Origin of the sequence: Amycolatopsis sp. VS8301801F10 (genome assembly GCF_046195355.1) — a bacterium.
Taxonomy (GTDB): Bacteria; Actinomycetota; Actinomycetes; order Mycobacteriales; family Pseudonocardiaceae; genus Amycolatopsis.
This window is the reverse complement of the sequence record NZ_CP176065.1, coordinates 7,400,635-7,416,572: the sequence shown is the minus strand read 5'-3', so window position 1 is coordinate 7,416,572 and position 15,938 is coordinate 7,400,635. Positions and strand designations below refer to the sequence as shown.

The following is a 15,938-nucleotide window of genomic DNA, read 5'->3' as shown; positions in this document are numbered from 1 at the left end:
GCGAACGCCGTCCCCAGCGCCCAGCTGACCAGCGCGGCCGGCGCCCAGTCGCGGCCGGCGACCGCCTGCCCGCGGCGCAGCGCGGCGAAAACGGGACGGCACCGGCGAAGCACGAAGTACTCCGCGATGAGCACCCCGGCCACCGGCGGCGCGAGCACGCCGACCGCGGTCAGGAATCCGGCGAAGTCGTCCGCGATCCCGAGCGCCGACGCCGCGGTGCCGAAGACCCCGAGCACCAGCACGACGCGCACCCGGCCGACCTTCCGGTCGAACAGCACGTCCACGACGTTGACCAGGCCGAGCGAGGAGGAGTACAGGTTCCAGTCGTTGATCTTGAGGATCGCGGTGGCCAGCACCAGGGTGCCGAGCAGTCCCGAGGACGACGTGACGATGCCGACGACGTCCGAGGTCGCGGCGGCGTGCGCGAGCAGCACGCCGATCAGCCCGATCAGGTACTCGCCGAGCGTCACGCTGAGCACGGTCTGCTTGACCACGTCGCCGCGGGTGCGGTTGAACCGCGTCATGTCCGGGGTCATCAGCGCGCCGAGGATGAACGCGCCGGACACCAGCGTGGTCGCCGCGCCGAGCGACAGCGGCGGTCCCGGCGGGGGAGCGGCGATCAAGGCCGCCAGCGAGTGCGTGTGCAGCGCGTCCAGCACCGAATACCCGGCCAGCACCAGGAAAGCGGGCACGGTCAGGTAGGCGGTCCAGGCCATCAGGCGGAAGCCGTAGACGGTGATCACGGTGATCGCCAGCCCGCCGACCAGCGCCCAGCCCCATTCCGGCAGCGCGCCGCCGAAGGAGTGCATCCCGTGCGCGAACACCCCGTTCTGCACGCCGAACCAGCCCGCGAGGCTGATCGCGACCAGCAGGCCGACCAGCGCGGAACCCTTCCGGCCGAACCCGGCCCAGCGGGCCAGCACCGAGGTGGACAGCCCCTCGCGCACCCCGGCGATGCCGAGCAGCACGGTGATGACCTCCAGCAGCACCGACCCGATCGTGATGGCCAGCACCGCGTTCCAGAAGGTCATGCCGTAGCCGAGCAGCGCGCCGACGATGAACTGCTGGAACGAGGACACCTGCCCGAACCGCTGCACCGCGACCGAGGGCCAGGACCGGCGGGCGGAGTCCGGGACGCGGGTCAGCGAATAGTCGTCGTGGCGCCCGCTCATCGGCCGGTCGCTTCCAGCGCGGCTTCGGCGACGACCAGGAAACCCTGGCCGGGTTCGGGCCGGAAGGAGAATTCGCGGGCGAAGAACTTTTCCAGAAACGGCACCCGCTGGTGGTAGACGAACATCGACCGCGGATTTCCGGTGATCAGCCCGGAACCGGCGAACAACGGGAGTTCGGCGAGGAAGTAGCGCACCGCGAGGCGCAGCGCCTCCTCGTCCGGCGCGTTTCCGGTCCGGCCCTGCAGCACCCAGGTGGAAGCGCCGTAGCAGGCGGAACGGAATGCGCGGTCGGTTTCGAAGCAGTTTTCCGCCGCGGCCAGCAGCCGCCGATAGGCGGGCAGTTCGCGCAGCCGGGCCATGCCGAGGATCCGGCTCTCCGGATCGGGCACGTCCAGCGCGCGCAGCGCGGCGGCGATCTTGTTGTGCACGTGGCAGGACTGCCGGTGCGCCTTCTGTTTCGCCCTGGCCGGCGGGTATCCGAGCGCTTCGAGCGTGTAGGCGGTGACCTCGTCCGGGACGAAGAAGCAGAACTCGGCGAAGTGGTCCGCGGTCCACGCGGCGAGCCGGATCAGCCGTTCCGCGGTGAAATAGCCGTTGAACGGGCTCACCCCGACACAGGCGTGCCGGACGTCCGGGTACAGCCGGGCGCAGCCGGAAGACAGCGGAGTCGCGTCGAACATGGAAATCCTCCACCTTTTCTCGTCCCGATTCCGCGTTTCCCCGGCGGGGCGGGACCGGTGCGCTCACTGTGCCGGGACGGAAGCGGGCCGGGTAATGCCTGCCGGTTATGCCGTCGCGGGACGGCGAAGTGGCGAGTTCGGAAAGAGGATTTCCTACTTTGGTCGGGCGATCGCCACACTTTCGCCGGTGCACTCGCCCGCGAAAGCGTCATATCGTGGACTTTCGTGGAGTTGGAACTCAAGCATTTGCGCCACCTCCAGGCGATCGCGAAAGCGGGCAGCCTCAACCGCGCCGCCACCGAACTCGTGCTGCCGCAGCCCGCGCTCAGCCGCGAGCTGCGCCGGATCGAGGAACTGCTCGGCCGGCCGCTGTTCGAACGCGCCCGCGCCGGGGTGCGGCCCACGCCGTTCGGGCGGCTGATCCTCGACTACGCGGACGGGATCCTCGCGCGCGCCGCCCGGATCGGGCCCGCCCTCGCGCAGCAGTGCGCCCAGCGGGCCGGCGCGCTGCGGGTCGGCTGGTCGCAGACCGTGCTGTCCGGCCCGTTGCTCCGCGCGCTGGAGACGGCCGGGCTCGGCGACCGGGCGGAGATCCGGACCGCCGGGTCGACCGCCGAACTGCTCGTCTGGTTCGGGCGCGGCGAACTCGACCTCGCCGTGCTGTCGGAACAGTGCGAGGTGCCGCTCCCGGCGAACACCGGCCGGATCGACCTCGCCGAGGACCCGCTGCTGATGATGCTCCCGGACTGGCATCCGCTCGCCGCCCGGCACACCGTGGACCTGGCCGAGCTGGAACACGAGCGGTGGATCTCCTCGACCGGGCCGGACCGCTGCCGCGAGTTCCTGGCCCGGGTCTGCGGCCCGTACGGGTTCGCCCCGGTGATCGCGCACTACGTGCCGGTCTCCGGCCCGCGCGACGAGATCGTCCGCTACCAGGGCGACGTCACGCTCATCCAGGCCTCCCGTCCGCTCGCTCCGGGGGTGGTGCACCGGCCGGTCGCCGATCTGCGGATGCGGACCAGCCATTTTCTGCTCTACCGCGAGGACAGCCCGGTCGCCGCGCGCGCCGGTCTCCTGGCCGGCCTGGTCCTCGACGGCTTTCACGACGACCGCGGCGGCTACGACGGCCCGCGCGCGATTCCCGGGGAACTGCCGTGGCTGACCGCCCGGACCAGCTGATCCGCACCGGTCCGGACCTCGAGCTGCGGCAGCTGAAGCTGCTGGTCGCGATCGCCGAGGCAGGCAGCGTGCCGGCCGCCGCGGCCGCGCTCGGAACCACTCCGGCGAAGCTCGCGGCGCGGATCCGGCGGCTGGAACGGATGATCGGGGCGGCTCTGCTGGCCGCGGAACCGGCCGGGAAGCTGTTCACCGAGACCGGCGAACTCCTGCTCGAACACGCCGCGGTGGTGGTGCCGCAGTTCGACCGGATGCTGTCGGCCGCTCGCGCCGGCCTCGACCGGCCCGCCGCCCAGATCCGGATCGGCTCGGTGCCGACGCCCGTGCTGCCGCGGCTGATTCGCGAGGTGGGCCGCCGCAATCCCGGCGCCGAACTGGCGGTCCGGACCGGCGAATCGGCCGCGGAGCTGGCCGAAGCACTGCTTCGCGACGAACTGGACCTCGGCGTGCTGCGGCAGGACGCCGTGCGGGAACGCCCTGCTCTCGAATGGGTTTCGATCGCCACGGAACCGCTGGTGGTCGGGATTCCGCACCGGCATCCGCTCGGCGTTCCGGACTCGCTCACCCCGGCCGCGCTGTCCGGACAGCGCTGCGTTGCCCTGGACCAGCCGCGGACCCGCGCTTTGCTCGCGGCTTTCGCCGACGCGGGCGCCGATCCGCGGCTGTGCTACGCGGAAACCGAATGGGCGGCGTTGTGTCTTGGCTACGGTGCCGGGATTCTGTCGGTGACAGCTCTGCCGACGACCCCGATGCCGGACACCTCGTACCGGCCATTGCATTGTGCGGCAACGAATTCGACGCTGGTGCTGGCTTGGACTGGCGGGTCGCTCGCTGGTTGCGTCCCGCGCGTGCGGGCGGCGATGACGCGCGCGCATGCCGAGCACCTTCGCGCTCTGACAACTGCGTGAGGGCCGCTTCGGAAGAAACCCGAAGCGGCCCTCACGGAAACCCGTCAGCCGATGCGGTAGCTGTACAGCAGAGTCGCCAGCACCTCACCGGTTCCGACCTGCGGCAGGCCGGTCGCCCCGGTCGGCAGCGACGGCACGGTCACGATGTTCAAGTGCCCGGCCACCTGCTGCCCGCGGTCGCCCGACGGCGTGATCGTCACCAGGATGGTCGCGGTCTCGCCCGGTTTCACCAGCTGCGGCGTGCCGCCGGTGCCGTTCGGGTCCACCGACTGGCCGTACGGGTCGCCGGTCGACGACGTCACCGAGGCGTCGAAGCCCGCGGTCTGGATCGACGCCGTGTAGCTCGAATGCCCGGCCGGCGCGCCTTCCGGGCCAAACGGGCCGATCTCCTGCACGTCGGCGAACCAGACGCCCTTGGTGACATACCCGGTCTTCTCGCCGATCGCCGCGACCGACACCGTGCTGCCGTTCTGCGCGGACTTCAGGTCGCCGAGCACGTCGATGCCCGCCGCCGAACCCTGGATCTCCGCCTGCGCGGGCACGGTCGAGGACGTCGCGACGGTGAACTTGCTCGTCTCCGGCGGAATCGAGTACACCGGCGCGTTCGTGTTCAGCTCCGGCAGGTCGACCTCGGTCGAACCCTGGATCGGCTGCGGCTGCAGCGTTTGCCGGGCGTTGGTGCGCGCGTCGATGCCGATGGCGATCGGCTCGATGCCGGTGTTGCGCACCGTCACCGGCACGGTCACCGCCTTGCCCGCCGGGAGCGACGCCGCCCGCGGCAGCGCGGGCGCGCTGGCCGAGACCTGGTCGAAGCCGACGGTTCCGGTGAACGGCTGGTCGATCTGCTTGCCGGTGACCGGGTTCTGCACCACGAGCACGAGGTGCCAGCGGCCCGGCAGCGGATTCGCGTCGACGAGCTGCAATCCGGTGCCCTGCTTCAGCGTGGTGGCCGAATCGAGGTAGGCGTTGCTGTTCACGTCGGCGAGCTCGCCGTTCGGGTCGACCAGGACGCCGTCGAGCAGCGTGCCCGGATCCTGCAGTTTCACCGCGACGTCGAGGTCCCGTTTGCCGCGCGGGACGTCGAATTCGTAGGAGAACGTCTGCGCGGGCGACACGGCACGGGCGTTGCCGCCGGTGATCGTGCCGCTGAACGCGCCCGGCCCGTTCCTGGTCGGGATCAGCGCGCGCAGCACGGCCGACACGGAGGTCTGGTGGCCGTCGGAGCTGCCGAAGGTGATCGAATAGTCCGCGTCGCCGCCGCTGCCCGGAGTCTGCAGCGCGACGTGCACCGGCTTCGTCTGGCCCGGCTTGAGTTCCAGGATCTGCGGCGACACCTGGCCGTACGGGACGGCTCGCTGCGCGGTGGTCGCCAGCTGGACGTCACCGGTGTAGCCGGCCGGTCCGGACGCCGAGTACAGCACCGCGGTCCAGGTGCCCGCGGCCGGGCGCGTGACGTCCACGTTGGCGTAGTTCGCCGTCGCGGCCCCGCCCTGCGGACGGCTGTTGGCGACGAAGGTGCCGTCCGGCGCGAGCAGCGTCAGCCGCACCACCGGGGTGACACTCTGGCCGTTGACCGTCTTCGGGCTGCCCTGCCAGGCCATCCGCGCCAGCAGCCGCTGCGCGCCGTTCGGCACGGAGAACGTGACCTTCTGGTACGCCCAGTTCGTGCCGTTGAAGTACGGGAACGTCGGCAGCTTGGTCGAATCGAACGCGGTGGTCTGCGTCTGCGTGCCCATCGGGACGAACGTCCGCGTGCCGGTGCTGACCGTCAGCGGCTTGGCGCCCGAGTTGGTGACGTTCACCGACGCCTGCTGCGTGCTGCCCGGCGCGCCTTCCAGCGTCAGCTGGTCGGCCGACAGCGTGATGTTCGAGGAAACGCCTGCCGGCGCCCCAGTCGAACCCGGAGCGGTGAGCGCCGCTTCGACCGCCGCGCGCGCGTCGAGAAGGCCAGCGCCCTGCTCGTCGGCCGGGAGGTTGAGGTCGCGCGCGGTGCTGGTGATGATCTGCTTCACCTGCGCGGGCGACGGCGACGCACCGTGATGCGCATTGCGGTAACTCTGGATCACCAGCGCGGCGACACCCGCGGTCAGCGGGGCGGATTCGCTGGTGCCGCCGAAGGATTCGAGGTCGGTCGGCTTCGGGACGGTGTTGAAGTTGCGGCATTCCGAGTACGCCGGGGAGCAGTCGGCCCAGTTGCCCTCGCCGGGCGCGACGAGGTCGATGGTGCGGCCGTTCTGCGTGATGCCGGACGAGGACAGCGCGGAGATGTTGTCGCTCACCCACTTCCCGTTGGAGAAGCCGAAAGCCGCGTAACCGGTCTGCGCGTACAGCCGGTTGTCGGTCGTCGCGCCGGTGGAGATCACCAGCGGGTCGGTGGCCGGGCTGCCGATCGTGGACGTGGTGCCCGCGTCGCCGCTGGACGCGGTGACCGTGACGCCCGCTGCCACGGCCTGGTCGTTGAAGACCTGGAACAGGTTGCGGGAGCTGGAATCCGGGTACTGGTTGAGGCCGAGCGACTCGTTGAGCACGTCGACGTGGTCGACCGTCACCGCGTAGTCGATCGCCTGCAGCACCGCGGAGTTCGTGGCGGTCTTGCCGAAGACGTTCAGGCCGACCAGGCTCGCGCCCGGCGCGACGCCCTTGACGACGATGTTGCAGCCCGCCGGGAGCGGATGCTTTTCGTTCACGAACTTCGACAGGTCGTGCACCACCACGCCCTGCGCGGCGATCGAGGAAGCGTCGCCGAACGCCTCGGCCCCGGCGTCGGTCGTGTTCGGGCCGTCGCCGGAGAAGTCCTGGTAGTCGGAGAACACATGGCTGCCGTCCGGACGGATGAAGTCCGCGTAGTTCGGGTCCATGTTGTCGGCGAGGAACGCCACCTTGACCCCGGCGCCGTTGGCCAGATCGGACGCGCTCTTGCCGCCGGTGGTGCTGTACGCGCGGATCGAGGTCAGCGCTTCGGGCTCCAGCAACGGTTTCGCCGGATCGGCCGGGCAGGTCGCGTTCGGCACGCCCGGCGCGGCCGGCCCGCCTGCCTTGGGCGCGGCGGCCGGTGCGCCCGGTTTGGCGTCCGGCAGCGTCACCTTGCTGTCCGGCAGCACCTGCGCGACCGCCGGATCGTGCGCGAGCTGCGCGGCCTGCGCGGGCGTGACGGTGGCGGAAAACGCGTTGCCCAGCGCGAAATGCTTGACCTTCGCCGGTGCCGCGCCGGAGAGCTTGGCGAGCACCGAATCCTGTTCTTGGGTGGCTTTGGCGCGGCGGGTGTCCGAGGCCGCCTTGGTGGGCGGCGCGCTCGGCAGCTGGTCGGAAAGGACGACGATCACCGATTGCGGCGCGGAGTCGGCCGCGGCTGGTACGGCAGCCCGCGCCGGCTGGGTCGCCCCGGCCAGTACCAGGCTGCCGGTCGCAGCCATGACCAGGGCGCGAACGGATCGCGAGGAACGCCCCATGTGCGGTTCCCACTTCCTGCTAGAAGGGTTCGTGAGTTGCCGGCCCCGACGAAATCGGGCGCATTCGCGCCGCGCTCGATTTCCCGGCAACAGAACTCTTTCCGGTTCCTTCCCGATCCACAAGCGACAATAGTGGGAAACAAATCCGGCAAACGGGACCGAATTTCCGCGCGGCCGCGCATTCGGTCCCGTTTGCCGGAATCGCGTTCAGTCCTGGGGCAGGTGCCGGCGCGAGTGCCGGGTCACCACAAGGGTTCCCGCTACGGCGGCCAGCGCGACGCAGGCGAGCAGAACCGGGTAGCCCGCTACTCCGTTCAGGGCCGCTAAAAGTGACGGCAAGAGGAATCCGACGTAGGCCAGCGCGTAGTACACGCCGGTCAGTTCCGCGATTTCGCCCGGCCGGGCGAGCCGTTGCAATTCGAGCAGTCCGGACACGACGACGATGCCGTAAGCGGCGCCCAGCACGACTGCCGCGCCGAGCGCGAGCCACGGCGATTCCCGCGCCGCCGCGAAGACGCTCAGGACGAGGCCGGCGCAGAGCACCACCATCCCGGTGAGCACGGCCCGGGCGCTGGTCGCGCGGTCGACGCGCTTGGCGATCGGCTGGATGCCGACGCCCGCGCCGATCGCGCAGACGGTGAGCAAGGTGGAGTAGGCCAGCGCCCACGACCCGGTCCGGTGCTCGACGAGCTGCGGCAGGATCGCGTACGCCACGCCGCAGGAACCGAAAATCCACGGTGCGGCAGGCAGGATCACCCGGCGGAAGCGCGGATGCCGGGCGGCGGCGGGCAACGCGGCGCGGACCGAATCGGTCCGGACGGCGAGTGTTTCCGGACTGCGCGCGACCGCGGCCAGCGAGACCAGCGCGAGTCCGATGTGGACCAGATAGGGCAGGACCATCGGCCACGGTCCCCACTGCGCGAGCGCTCCGGCAATGCCCGGGCCGATGCCGAGGCCGAGCGTGAGGCACAACGCCGCGCGCCGGGTGCCCAGATCGGCCGCGCGGTACGGGTCGGCGTCGGTGAGTTCCTTGATCCAGGTGGAACCCACGGCCATCGCGATCGCCACCGCGATGCCGGAGAGGAACCGGCCGGCGGCGATCCACGCGACGCCGAGCGGGCCGAGCGCCAGCAGGACGCTCGCCAGCAGCGACAACGCGGTGCCCGCGAACATCACCGGGCGGCGACCGTGCCGATTGGACAGTCCGCCGGAGAGCAGCAGTCCCGGCACGAGACCGACGACGTACGCGCCGAGCAGGGCGTCGACGGTGAACGCGGAGTAGCCCGCGGCGTGGTACATCACGAGCAGCGGGGTGAACTGGTTGCCGCCCCAGCCGCAGGCGAACACCGCCGCGGCGGCCGGGAACCAAGCCGGGCGGGCGGTCGTTCCGGGCGTTCCGGTAATGCGGTGAGTGGTAGCAGTCATCGACGGTGCACCGAATCCAAGTGGGCTCGCAGGGCCGGAGCGAAGGTGTCGGCCTTCGTCTCGGCCTCCGCGATGATGTGCAGAAGCTCTTCGTGCTCGCCGACGACCTGCGGCAGGCGAGCCGGGATCGGCGCGAGCGCGTGGACGTTCATCCGGCGCTGGCGGTCGGCGAGGGTGGCGTAGAAGCTGAGCAGCAGCGCGTTGCCGCCCGCCTCGACGATTGTGCGGTGAAACAGCGCGTCGGCCTCCGCGAACGCAGGCACGTCGCCCGCTTCCGCGTGCCGCCGCTGGATGTCCAGCACCTCGCGCAGCTGCTCCAGCGCGGCGGGGATCAACTCCGGACGCCGCCCCAGCCGCTGTACCGCGGCGCTCTCGACGGCCTCGCGGGCCTCGAGCACGTCCTCGGCCTCGCCCGGGGTGATCGGCACGACGATCGCGCCGCGCTTCGGGATCAGGTTCAGCAACCCCTCGACCTGCAGCCGCAGGAACGCCTCGCGCACCGGAGTCCGGCTCACCCCGAGGCGCTCGGCGATCTCGCCCTCGCTGAACAGGTGCCCGCCGGGCAGTTCGCCGGTGAGCACCAGTTCCTTGGTGAGCTCGTAAGCGCGGTCGGCGGCGGGTTTCAACGCGTTCACGCTGAGACGCTAGCATGCATCCCAGCTTGTATCTAAGCTGTTGTGACCTGCGGATCAGCCGGTTTTGTCGGTGTCGCGTGGGATGCTCGTGCGGTGCTGCTCCTCGATGCCCGGCCGACCGTGCCCCAAGCCGTTGCCGCCCTCCGCGCCGCCCTGACCGGCGGCCTCGACCCCGACCAGGACCCGCCGCGGTCCGTCGTGCCCGTGCCCTCCGGGCAGCTCCTGCTCATGCCCGCGTTCTGGGACCGCTACGCCGGGGTCAAGGTCGCGTCCGTGGCTCCGGACAACCCCGCGCGGGGCCTGCCGCGAATCCAAGGCCACTACCTGCTGCTGGACGGCCCGACGCTCACCCCCATGGCCCTCCTGGACGGCGTCGCCCTCACGTCGGTGCGCACCGCCGCGGTCTCCGCGGTGGCGGCGGACCTGCTAGCGGTGCCGGACGCGGAACGCCTGGTGGTGTTCGGGACCGGCCCGCAAGCAGAGAGCCACATCGAAGCCCTCCGCGCGGTGCGGCCGGTGCGGGAGGTGGTGGTAGTCGGCCGGAATCCGGAGCGTACGCAAGCCTTCGCCGCGCAGTACCCATTCGCCCGGCCAGGCACGGCCGACGACGTGTCGTCCGCCGATCTGATCGCCTGCTGCACGTCGTCGCGCACGCCGGTGTTTGATGGTGCGAAGGTCCCCGAGCACGCCACCGTCGTCGCCGTAGGCTCTCACGAACCCGATGCGCGGGAAGTAGATGATGTCCTCATTGGACGGTCCACTGTGGTGGTCGAAGGAATCGCCGCGGCTACCCGCGAGGCGGGAGAGGTAGTGCAGGCAATGGAGTCCGGTGCGCTTGCCTCGGAGGACCTGGTTTCACTCGCGACATTGGCGCAGGGTTTCGCGGTGCCGTCGGGTCCGCGGCTGTTCAAGAGCGTCGGGATGGCTTGGGAAGACCTGGTAGTCGCTGCGGCCGTCTACGAAGCTTCCCTGTGATGTCACGGTGAGACGCGACTGCTCACCCGGACGCGGTCAGTGCGTGGCCCGAGCGCACCGCTCGCGGCGGGTCCGCTCGGGTGACCGGTTTGCTGGGCGAGCGCGTCGGTGAGGAGCCCGGACTCGGTGAGTGCCGTGGTGGCTCCGCCGGGAGGCCGCGCGAGTTCGGCAATCCGGTCGGTTGGGGGACTTCGCGGTGGTCGGCGGGTTTCGGTGTCGTTGAGGTGGCTGGGCTCGGTGTGCGGTGTGTGGGTTCGCCGGGAAGGCGGGGCGAGTTCGGCAACCCGGTCGGCTGGGGAGCCGTGCGGTGGTCGGTGGGCTCGGCGTCGTTGAGGTGGTTGGATTCGGTGTTCGGTGCGTGGGTCGGCCGGGAAGGTCGCGTGAGTTTCGGCAATCCGGTCGGTTGGGGAATCTCGCGGTGGTCGGCGGTTTTGGTGTCGCTGAGGGCTCGGTGTTCGGTGCGTGGGTCGGCCGGGAAGGTGGAGCGAGTTCGGCAATCCAGTCGGTTGGGGGACTTCGCGGTGGTCGCCGGATTCCGCATCGTCGAGCTGCCTGCCTGGTCCGGGCGGTCCACTTCGGACAGTCCAGGCGCGGCGAGATCCGTGGTGCCGCAGTTCGAGGGCCAACGGCAGCTCCGGCGTCGGCTGGACGCTCGAGGTCGCGGTGTCCTGCGGGCCGTCGGAGGCGATCGACCATTCGACGCCCGGCGAACGCGGCACGAACGGCTCCGGGGCGGCTAGCCTGGGTGCCCTCGACGGCGAGGGGAGACCGGGATGTCCGAGGAACCGACCACCGCGGCGGAACTGTTCGACGCGATCGGCGCCCAGTACGAGGAAGCGTTCGGCCACCGGCCGGTCGTGGAAGCGGCGGTACGGGAGCTGATCGACGTGCTGCCGCCGTCGGCGCGGGTGCTCGACGTCGGCAGCGGAACCGGCCGCCCCGCCGCGGCGGAGCTGGCGGCCGCGGGACATCGGGTGACCGGCATCGACGTGTCGGGGAAGATGGTGCGGATCGCCCGCGAGCAGGTGCCCGGAGCCGAGTTCGTGCAGGCTGACGTGCGGGAATGGCAGACCGCGCCGGGCACGTGGGACGCGGTGTGCGCGTTCTTCTCGTTCGTGCAGCTGTCGAGGACGGAGACGGAGCAGGTCCTCGGCCGCATCGCCGGCTGGCTGGCGCCGGGAGGAAGGTTCGCGCTGGTGACCGTACCCGGCGACATCGAGGACGTGCCGATCGAATTCCTCGGCCACTCGATCCGGGTGACAAGCTTCCCAGCGGACGCACTGACCGACCGGGTGCGAGCGGCAGGCCTGGAGGTGACCGGCACCCGAACGGAGCGCTTCGAACCGGACAAACCGGGCGCGGAACCGGAGGAGCACCTGCTGATCTCCGCCCGCAAACCCGGCTGAAACACATTCGTGTTCCGTCCGCCGGGAAAACGGGGCGGCATTTTTCGCGCTGACCGGATGAACACGCCGGAAACTGCGCGGAAAATACCGCCCCGCCCCGCTGGACGCGGCCGGGTTTTAGGCTGCCGAATGAATATCGCAGCGGCCGGGCAGCCGCCGGATCGGCACGTGTCGCACTGTTCGCGTCCCGGCCGATTCCGCCGACTGCACCCGCGGCCCGGCTGTCGCGGCCGACGCCTGCACTGACTGCGGCGCTCAACCTGCGTCCGCATCCCGCCTGTCGCGGCCGATGCTCGCACTGACTGCGGTGCTCGACCTGCGTCCGCGGCTCGCTGTCGCAGCTGATGCCTGCCCTGACCACGGCGCTCAACCTGTTTCCGAGGCTCGGCTGTTGCGGCCGATGCCTGCCCTGACCGCGGTGTTCGACCTGCGTCCGGAACTCGCCTGTCGCGGCCGATGCCTGGGACCGCGGGGCTTGCCTGTCGCGGCCGATGTCCGGACTGAGCGTGGCGCTCGACCTGCGTCCGCAGCTCGGTTGCCGCGGCCGATCCGCTTTGACCGCGGCGTTCGACCTGCTTCTCTCGACGGACTGGGCTGGCTGCCCGCCGCGGCCGGGATTCGCAGGTCGCCGCCGCGGGCGGTTCGCGCGCCTTCCCGGGGTGCGCGAACCGCGAGCGCTCAGGCGGGGATCGCCTTCGCTGCTACTGGTTGCCCCACTGCTGCTCGCCCTGCTGACCGCCCTGGTCGTAACCGCCCTGCTGCTCGTAACCGCCTTGCTCGCCGCCCTGGTCGAAACCCTGCTGCTGGCCGCCCTGCTGGAAGCCGCCCTGCTCGCCCTGGCCGAAACCGCCCTGGCCGCCTTGGTCGAAACCGCCTTGGCCGCCCTGGTCGAAGCCGCCCTGCTGACCGCCCTGGCCGCCCTGCTGGAAGCCGCCTTGGCCGCCCTGGTCAAAGCCGCCCTGACCACCCTGGTCGCCCTGGCCGAAACCGCCCTGCTGCTGCCCGGGCTGCCCGCCGCCCTGTTCCTGGCCGCCTTGCTGGCCGCCGCCGAAGTTCTCCTTCAGCTTGTCCGCGCCCTGGCGGATCTGGTCGCCGTGCTTGCCGCCGGTTTTCTCGTCGGCGAATTCGGCGGCCTTGTCGATGCCCTGGCCGACTTTGTCCGGGTTGTTGCCCGCGAATTCCTGGATCTTGTCCTTCGCCTGGTCGAAAAAGCTCATCGAAATCCTCCTTGATCTATTCGTGACACATGGATACCAGCCGGGTACCCGGCCGACCGGACGGCGAGACGCCAGTCCCCGGTTCGGGTGAGGCGCGGCGCCGGTTCTGCCCGGGTCGGGCCACGGGTGGGTTACCCCACACGCCCGGACTCGGACCCGACCGGCCGGTAGGGTCGCCGCGGCAGGGCGCCGGAGCCGAGGAGGACGCGTGGCGGGACCGTTGAGCGGGCTGAAAGTCGTCGAGCTGGCCGGGATCGGGCCGGGTCCGCACGCGTGCATGGTGCTCGCCGACCTGGGCGCGGACGTCGTCCGCGTGGAACGGCCCTCCGGATCGCTCGACCTCTCCGGCGGCAAGCCGGACCCGCTGCTGCGCGGCCGCCGCTCGGTCGCGGCCGACCTCAAGACCCCGGAAGGCCGCGAACTCGTCCTGCGCCTCGCGACGAAGGCGGACGTGCTGATCGAAGGCCTGCGCCCGGGCGTCACCGAACGGCTCGGCGTCGGCCCGGACGACTGTTTCGCGTGCAACCCCCGGCTGGTCTACGGCCGGATGACCGGCTGGGGCCAGGACGGCCCGCTCGCCCAGCGCGCCGGGCACGACATCAACTACCTCGGCCTCACCGGCGTGCTGCACGCGATCGGCCGCGCGGGCGAACGCCCGGTCCCGCCGCTCAACCTGGTCGGCGACTTCGGCGGCGGCTCGATGTTCCTGATCGCGGGCGTGCTCGCGGCGCTGTGGGAGTGCGCCCGGACCGGACGGGGCCAGGTCGTGGACGCGGCGATGGTCGACGGCGCGAACGTGCTGGCCCAGATGATGTGGTCCTTGCGCGGCCTCGGCTCGTGGTCCGACGAACGCGGCACCAACCTCTTGGACGGCGGCGCCCCGTTCTACGACACCTACGTCTGCGCGGACGGCCGCTACGTCGCCGTCGGCTCCCTGGAACCGCAGTTCTACGCCGCGCTCTTGGACGGCCTCGGCCTCGCCGCGGAAGACCTCCCGCCGCAACTCGACCGCGCCGGCTGGCCCACCCTCCGCGCCGCCTTCACCCGCGCGTTCCTGACCAAGACCCGCGACGAATGGACCGAAGTCTTCGACGGCACCGACGCGTGCGTCACCCCCGTCCTCGCCCCCGACGAGGCGCCCCGGCACCCGCACATCGCCGCCCGGTCCGGCCTGATCACCCTGGACGGCATCGTCCAGCCCGCCCCGGCGCCGCGGTTTTCGCGCAGCACGCCGGACGTGCCGTCCTCGCCGCCGGTCCCGGGCGCGGACACGGAAAAGGTCCTCGCCGACTGGGGCGCCTAGCTTCCGCAGCACCGGCGGGACATGGCGGGGGACGGCGTCGGTTCCGGCCGGTCGGCGACCTGTCAGTCGCAGCGCCTTGGCTTCGCGACCGCATCAGCCGGACGCGGCGAACGACGGCCCAGGCCCGGTCGGTCGGCGACCTGCCAGCCGCAGCACTCGAATTCGCGACCGCACCAGCCGCTCGCGGAGAACGCCGGCCCACGCCCAGCCAGCAAGCCCCAGAAACCACGGCCCACCAGCGCAACCGCCCCGCCTAACCCCGCAACCGCACCGGCAGCTCCATATGCCCGTTGGTGATGAACGACGGCACCGGCTCCAGCTTCTCCTCGGCCACCGCCAGCGCCAGCCCCGGGAACCGTTCGAACAACGCCGGCAGCGCGAGTTCCGCCTCCATCCGGGCGAGCTGCGCCCCGAGGCAATAATGCACGCCGTGGCCGAACGCGAGCGCTGACTTGTCCTTCCGCGACAGGTCGAACTCGTCGGCGTCCGGGCCGTGGTGGTTCTCGTCGCGGCCGGCCGGGCCGAAGGACGGAAGGATCGGGTCGCCCGCCCGGATGGTCGTGCCCGCGACCTCGATGTCCTCCAGCGCGAACCGCAGCGGCAGGTGCGAAAGCGGGGCCTGCCAGCGCAAAGTCTCGTCCACGACGTCGGTCCAGGTGCGCGTTCCGTCCAGCACCTGCCGCAGCTGCGCGGGATGGGTCAGCAGCGCGGTCACGGCCTGGTCGAGCAGGTTGACCGTCGTCTCGTGGCCGGCGGTGATCACCAGGATCAGCGTGTCCACGAGTTCCTCTTCGCTGAGCCGGGAGCCGTCGGAGTCGCGGGCGGCGATGAGCGCGGTGGCGAGGTCGTCGCCGGGCTCGGCGCGCCGCCGGGAGACGAGGTCGGCGAGAATTCCGTACAGCAGCTCGACGTTCGCGGTCGCTTCCTCCGCGGTCGCCGACGTCGCGAAGATCCCGGCCACCGCGGTGCGCAGGCCCGGCCGCGCTTGTTCGGGGACGCCGACCAGCCGGCAGATCACCTCGATCGGCAAGCGGTAGCAGTACTGTTCGCGCAGGTCGGTTTCCGCCGGTCCGGCGTCGAGCTCGGCGAGCAGGCGGTCGGCGATCTCGGCGACCACCGGGCGCAGCGCGGCGATCCGGCCGGGCGCGAAAGCCTTGGACACCAGCGAACGCAGCCGCCGGTGCTCCTCGCCGTAGGCGGTGAACATGTTCCGCACCGAAACCCAGATGTGCAGCGGCCAGTCGGAGGAGATCTCGCCGTCCCGGTAGGCGGGCCAGTGCCGCCGGGCGTCCTTCGACACCCGCGGGTCGGCGAGCAGGGCGCGCAGCAGCGGCAGGCTGGTGACCGACCAGGCGAGCACGCCGCCCGGCAGTTCGACCACGGTCAGCGGTCCGCGGGCGCGAAGCCGGGCGCCCTCGCCGTGCACGTCCGGCCCCGCCGGATCCAGCACGAAGGGCGTGACGGCGTGGTCCATGGGCGCTCCTCGCGGCCCGATGGTCCACAATGGACGGACGATGGGGGAGGTGTCCGTTGCGGCCGCCGGGTCCGCGACAAGCGTAGCGCGGCTAAGGATCGCGCTGCCGCGGTTGAGG

12 protein-coding genes and 1 pseudogene are annotated in these 15,938 nt (G+C 71.3%); 5 read left to right on the top strand and 8 right to left on the bottom strand.

Annotation, left to right across the window (positions count from 1 at the left end):
- Positions 1 to 38 precede the first annotated feature (38 nt).
- Positions 39 to 1,031, bottom strand: a pseudogene (locus F9C11_RS33995) (purine-cytosine permease family protein); the annotation flags it as partial.
- Between the two features lie 137 nt (positions 1,032 to 1,168).
- The gene (locus F9C11_RS33990; RefSeq protein WP_409181453.1) at positions 1,169 to 1,852 is read right to left on the bottom strand and encodes a tRNA-dependent cyclodipeptide synthase; all 684 of its coding nucleotides are present in this window, start codon (positions 1,850 to 1,852) and stop codon (positions 1,169 to 1,171) included.
- A gap of 225 nt (positions 1,853 to 2,077) precedes the next feature.
- Here F9C11_RS33990 and F9C11_RS33985 point away from each other — a divergent pair, with 225 nt between their 5' ends.
- Together F9C11_RS33985 and F9C11_RS33980 are read left to right on the top strand one after the other, a co-directional pair.
- Positions 2,078 to 3,031 (top strand): LysR family transcriptional regulator, encoded by a 954-nt coding sequence (locus F9C11_RS33985; protein WP_409181452.1) that lies wholly within the window; start codon positions 2,078 to 2,080, stop codon positions 3,029 to 3,031.
- A complete protein-coding gene (locus F9C11_RS33980; RefSeq protein ID WP_409181451.1) occupies positions 3,007 to 3,936 on the top strand; it encodes a LysR family transcriptional regulator in 930 nt (309 codons plus the stop codon). The genes F9C11_RS33985 and F9C11_RS33980 overlap by 25 nt, the downstream gene beginning before the upstream one ends.
- A 44-nt stretch (positions 3,937 to 3,980) precedes the next feature.
- On the opposite strand, the gene F9C11_RS33975 is transcribed toward F9C11_RS33980, so the two are convergent.
- The 3 genes from F9C11_RS33975 to F9C11_RS33965 all read right to left on the bottom strand — a co-directional run bounded on the left by F9C11_RS33975 (position 3,981) and on the right by F9C11_RS33965 (position 9,445).
- Complete coding sequence (locus F9C11_RS33975; protein WP_409181450.1) at positions 3,981 to 7,349, bottom strand: S8 family serine peptidase; 3,369 nt, start codon at positions 7,347 to 7,349, stop codon at positions 3,981 to 3,983.
- 243 nt (positions 7,350 to 7,592) lie between these two features.
- On the bottom strand, positions 7,593 to 8,810 hold the full coding sequence (locus tag F9C11_RS33970) for an MFS transporter (protein WP_409181449.1): 1,218 nt from the start codon (positions 8,808 to 8,810) through the stop codon (positions 7,593 to 7,595).
- The gene (locus F9C11_RS33965) at positions 8,807 to 9,445 is read right to left on the bottom strand and encodes a GntR family transcriptional regulator (RefSeq protein ID WP_409181448.1); all 639 of its coding nucleotides are present in this window, start codon (positions 9,443 to 9,445) and stop codon (positions 8,807 to 8,809) included. The genes F9C11_RS33970 and F9C11_RS33965 overlap by 4 nt, the downstream gene beginning before the upstream one ends.
- Positions 9,446 to 9,538: 93 nt before the next feature.
- Here F9C11_RS33965 and F9C11_RS33960 point away from each other — a divergent pair, with 93 nt between their 5' ends.
- Positions 9,539 to 10,420 (top strand): ornithine cyclodeaminase family protein, encoded by an 882-nt coding sequence (locus F9C11_RS33960; RefSeq protein WP_409181447.1) that lies wholly within the window; start codon positions 9,539 to 9,541, stop codon positions 10,418 to 10,420.
- Between the two features lie 2 nt (positions 10,421 to 10,422).
- Here the strand turns inward: F9C11_RS33960 and F9C11_RS33955 are convergent, their stop codons facing one another.
- Positions 10,423 to 11,139: a trehalase-like domain-containing protein gene (locus tag F9C11_RS33955; RefSeq protein ID WP_409181446.1), complete on the bottom strand. Its 717-nt coding sequence runs from the start codon at positions 11,137 to 11,139 to the stop codon at positions 10,423 to 10,425.
- Positions 11,140 to 11,193: 54 nt separating this feature from the next.
- Here F9C11_RS33955 and F9C11_RS33950 point away from each other — a divergent pair, with 54 nt between their 5' ends.
- Complete coding sequence (locus F9C11_RS33950; protein WP_409181445.1) at positions 11,194 to 11,826, top strand: class I SAM-dependent DNA methyltransferase; 633 nt, start codon at positions 11,194 to 11,196, stop codon at positions 11,824 to 11,826.
- Between the two features lie 701 nt (positions 11,827 to 12,527).
- Here the strand turns inward: F9C11_RS33950 and F9C11_RS33945 are convergent.
- A complete protein-coding gene (locus tag F9C11_RS33945) occupies positions 12,528 to 13,043 on the bottom strand; it encodes an antitoxin (protein ID WP_409181444.1) in 516 nt (171 codons plus the stop codon).
- A 208-nt stretch (positions 13,044 to 13,251) separates the two neighbouring features.
- Here F9C11_RS33945 and F9C11_RS33940 point away from each other — a divergent pair, with 208 nt between their 5' ends.
- Positions 13,252 to 14,346 (top strand): CaiB/BaiF CoA transferase family protein, encoded by a 1,095-nt coding sequence (locus tag F9C11_RS33940; protein ID WP_409181443.1) that lies wholly within the window; start codon positions 13,252 to 13,254, stop codon positions 14,344 to 14,346.
- Positions 14,347 to 14,599: 253 nt separating this feature from the next.
- Here F9C11_RS33940 and F9C11_RS33935 read toward each other — a convergent pair whose 3' ends face one another.
- Positions 14,600 to 15,820, bottom strand: coding sequence for a cytochrome P450 family protein (locus F9C11_RS33935; protein WP_409181442.1), 1,221 nt, complete (start codon positions 15,818 to 15,820; stop codon positions 14,600 to 14,602).
- Positions 15,821 to 15,938 lie beyond the last annotated feature (118 nt).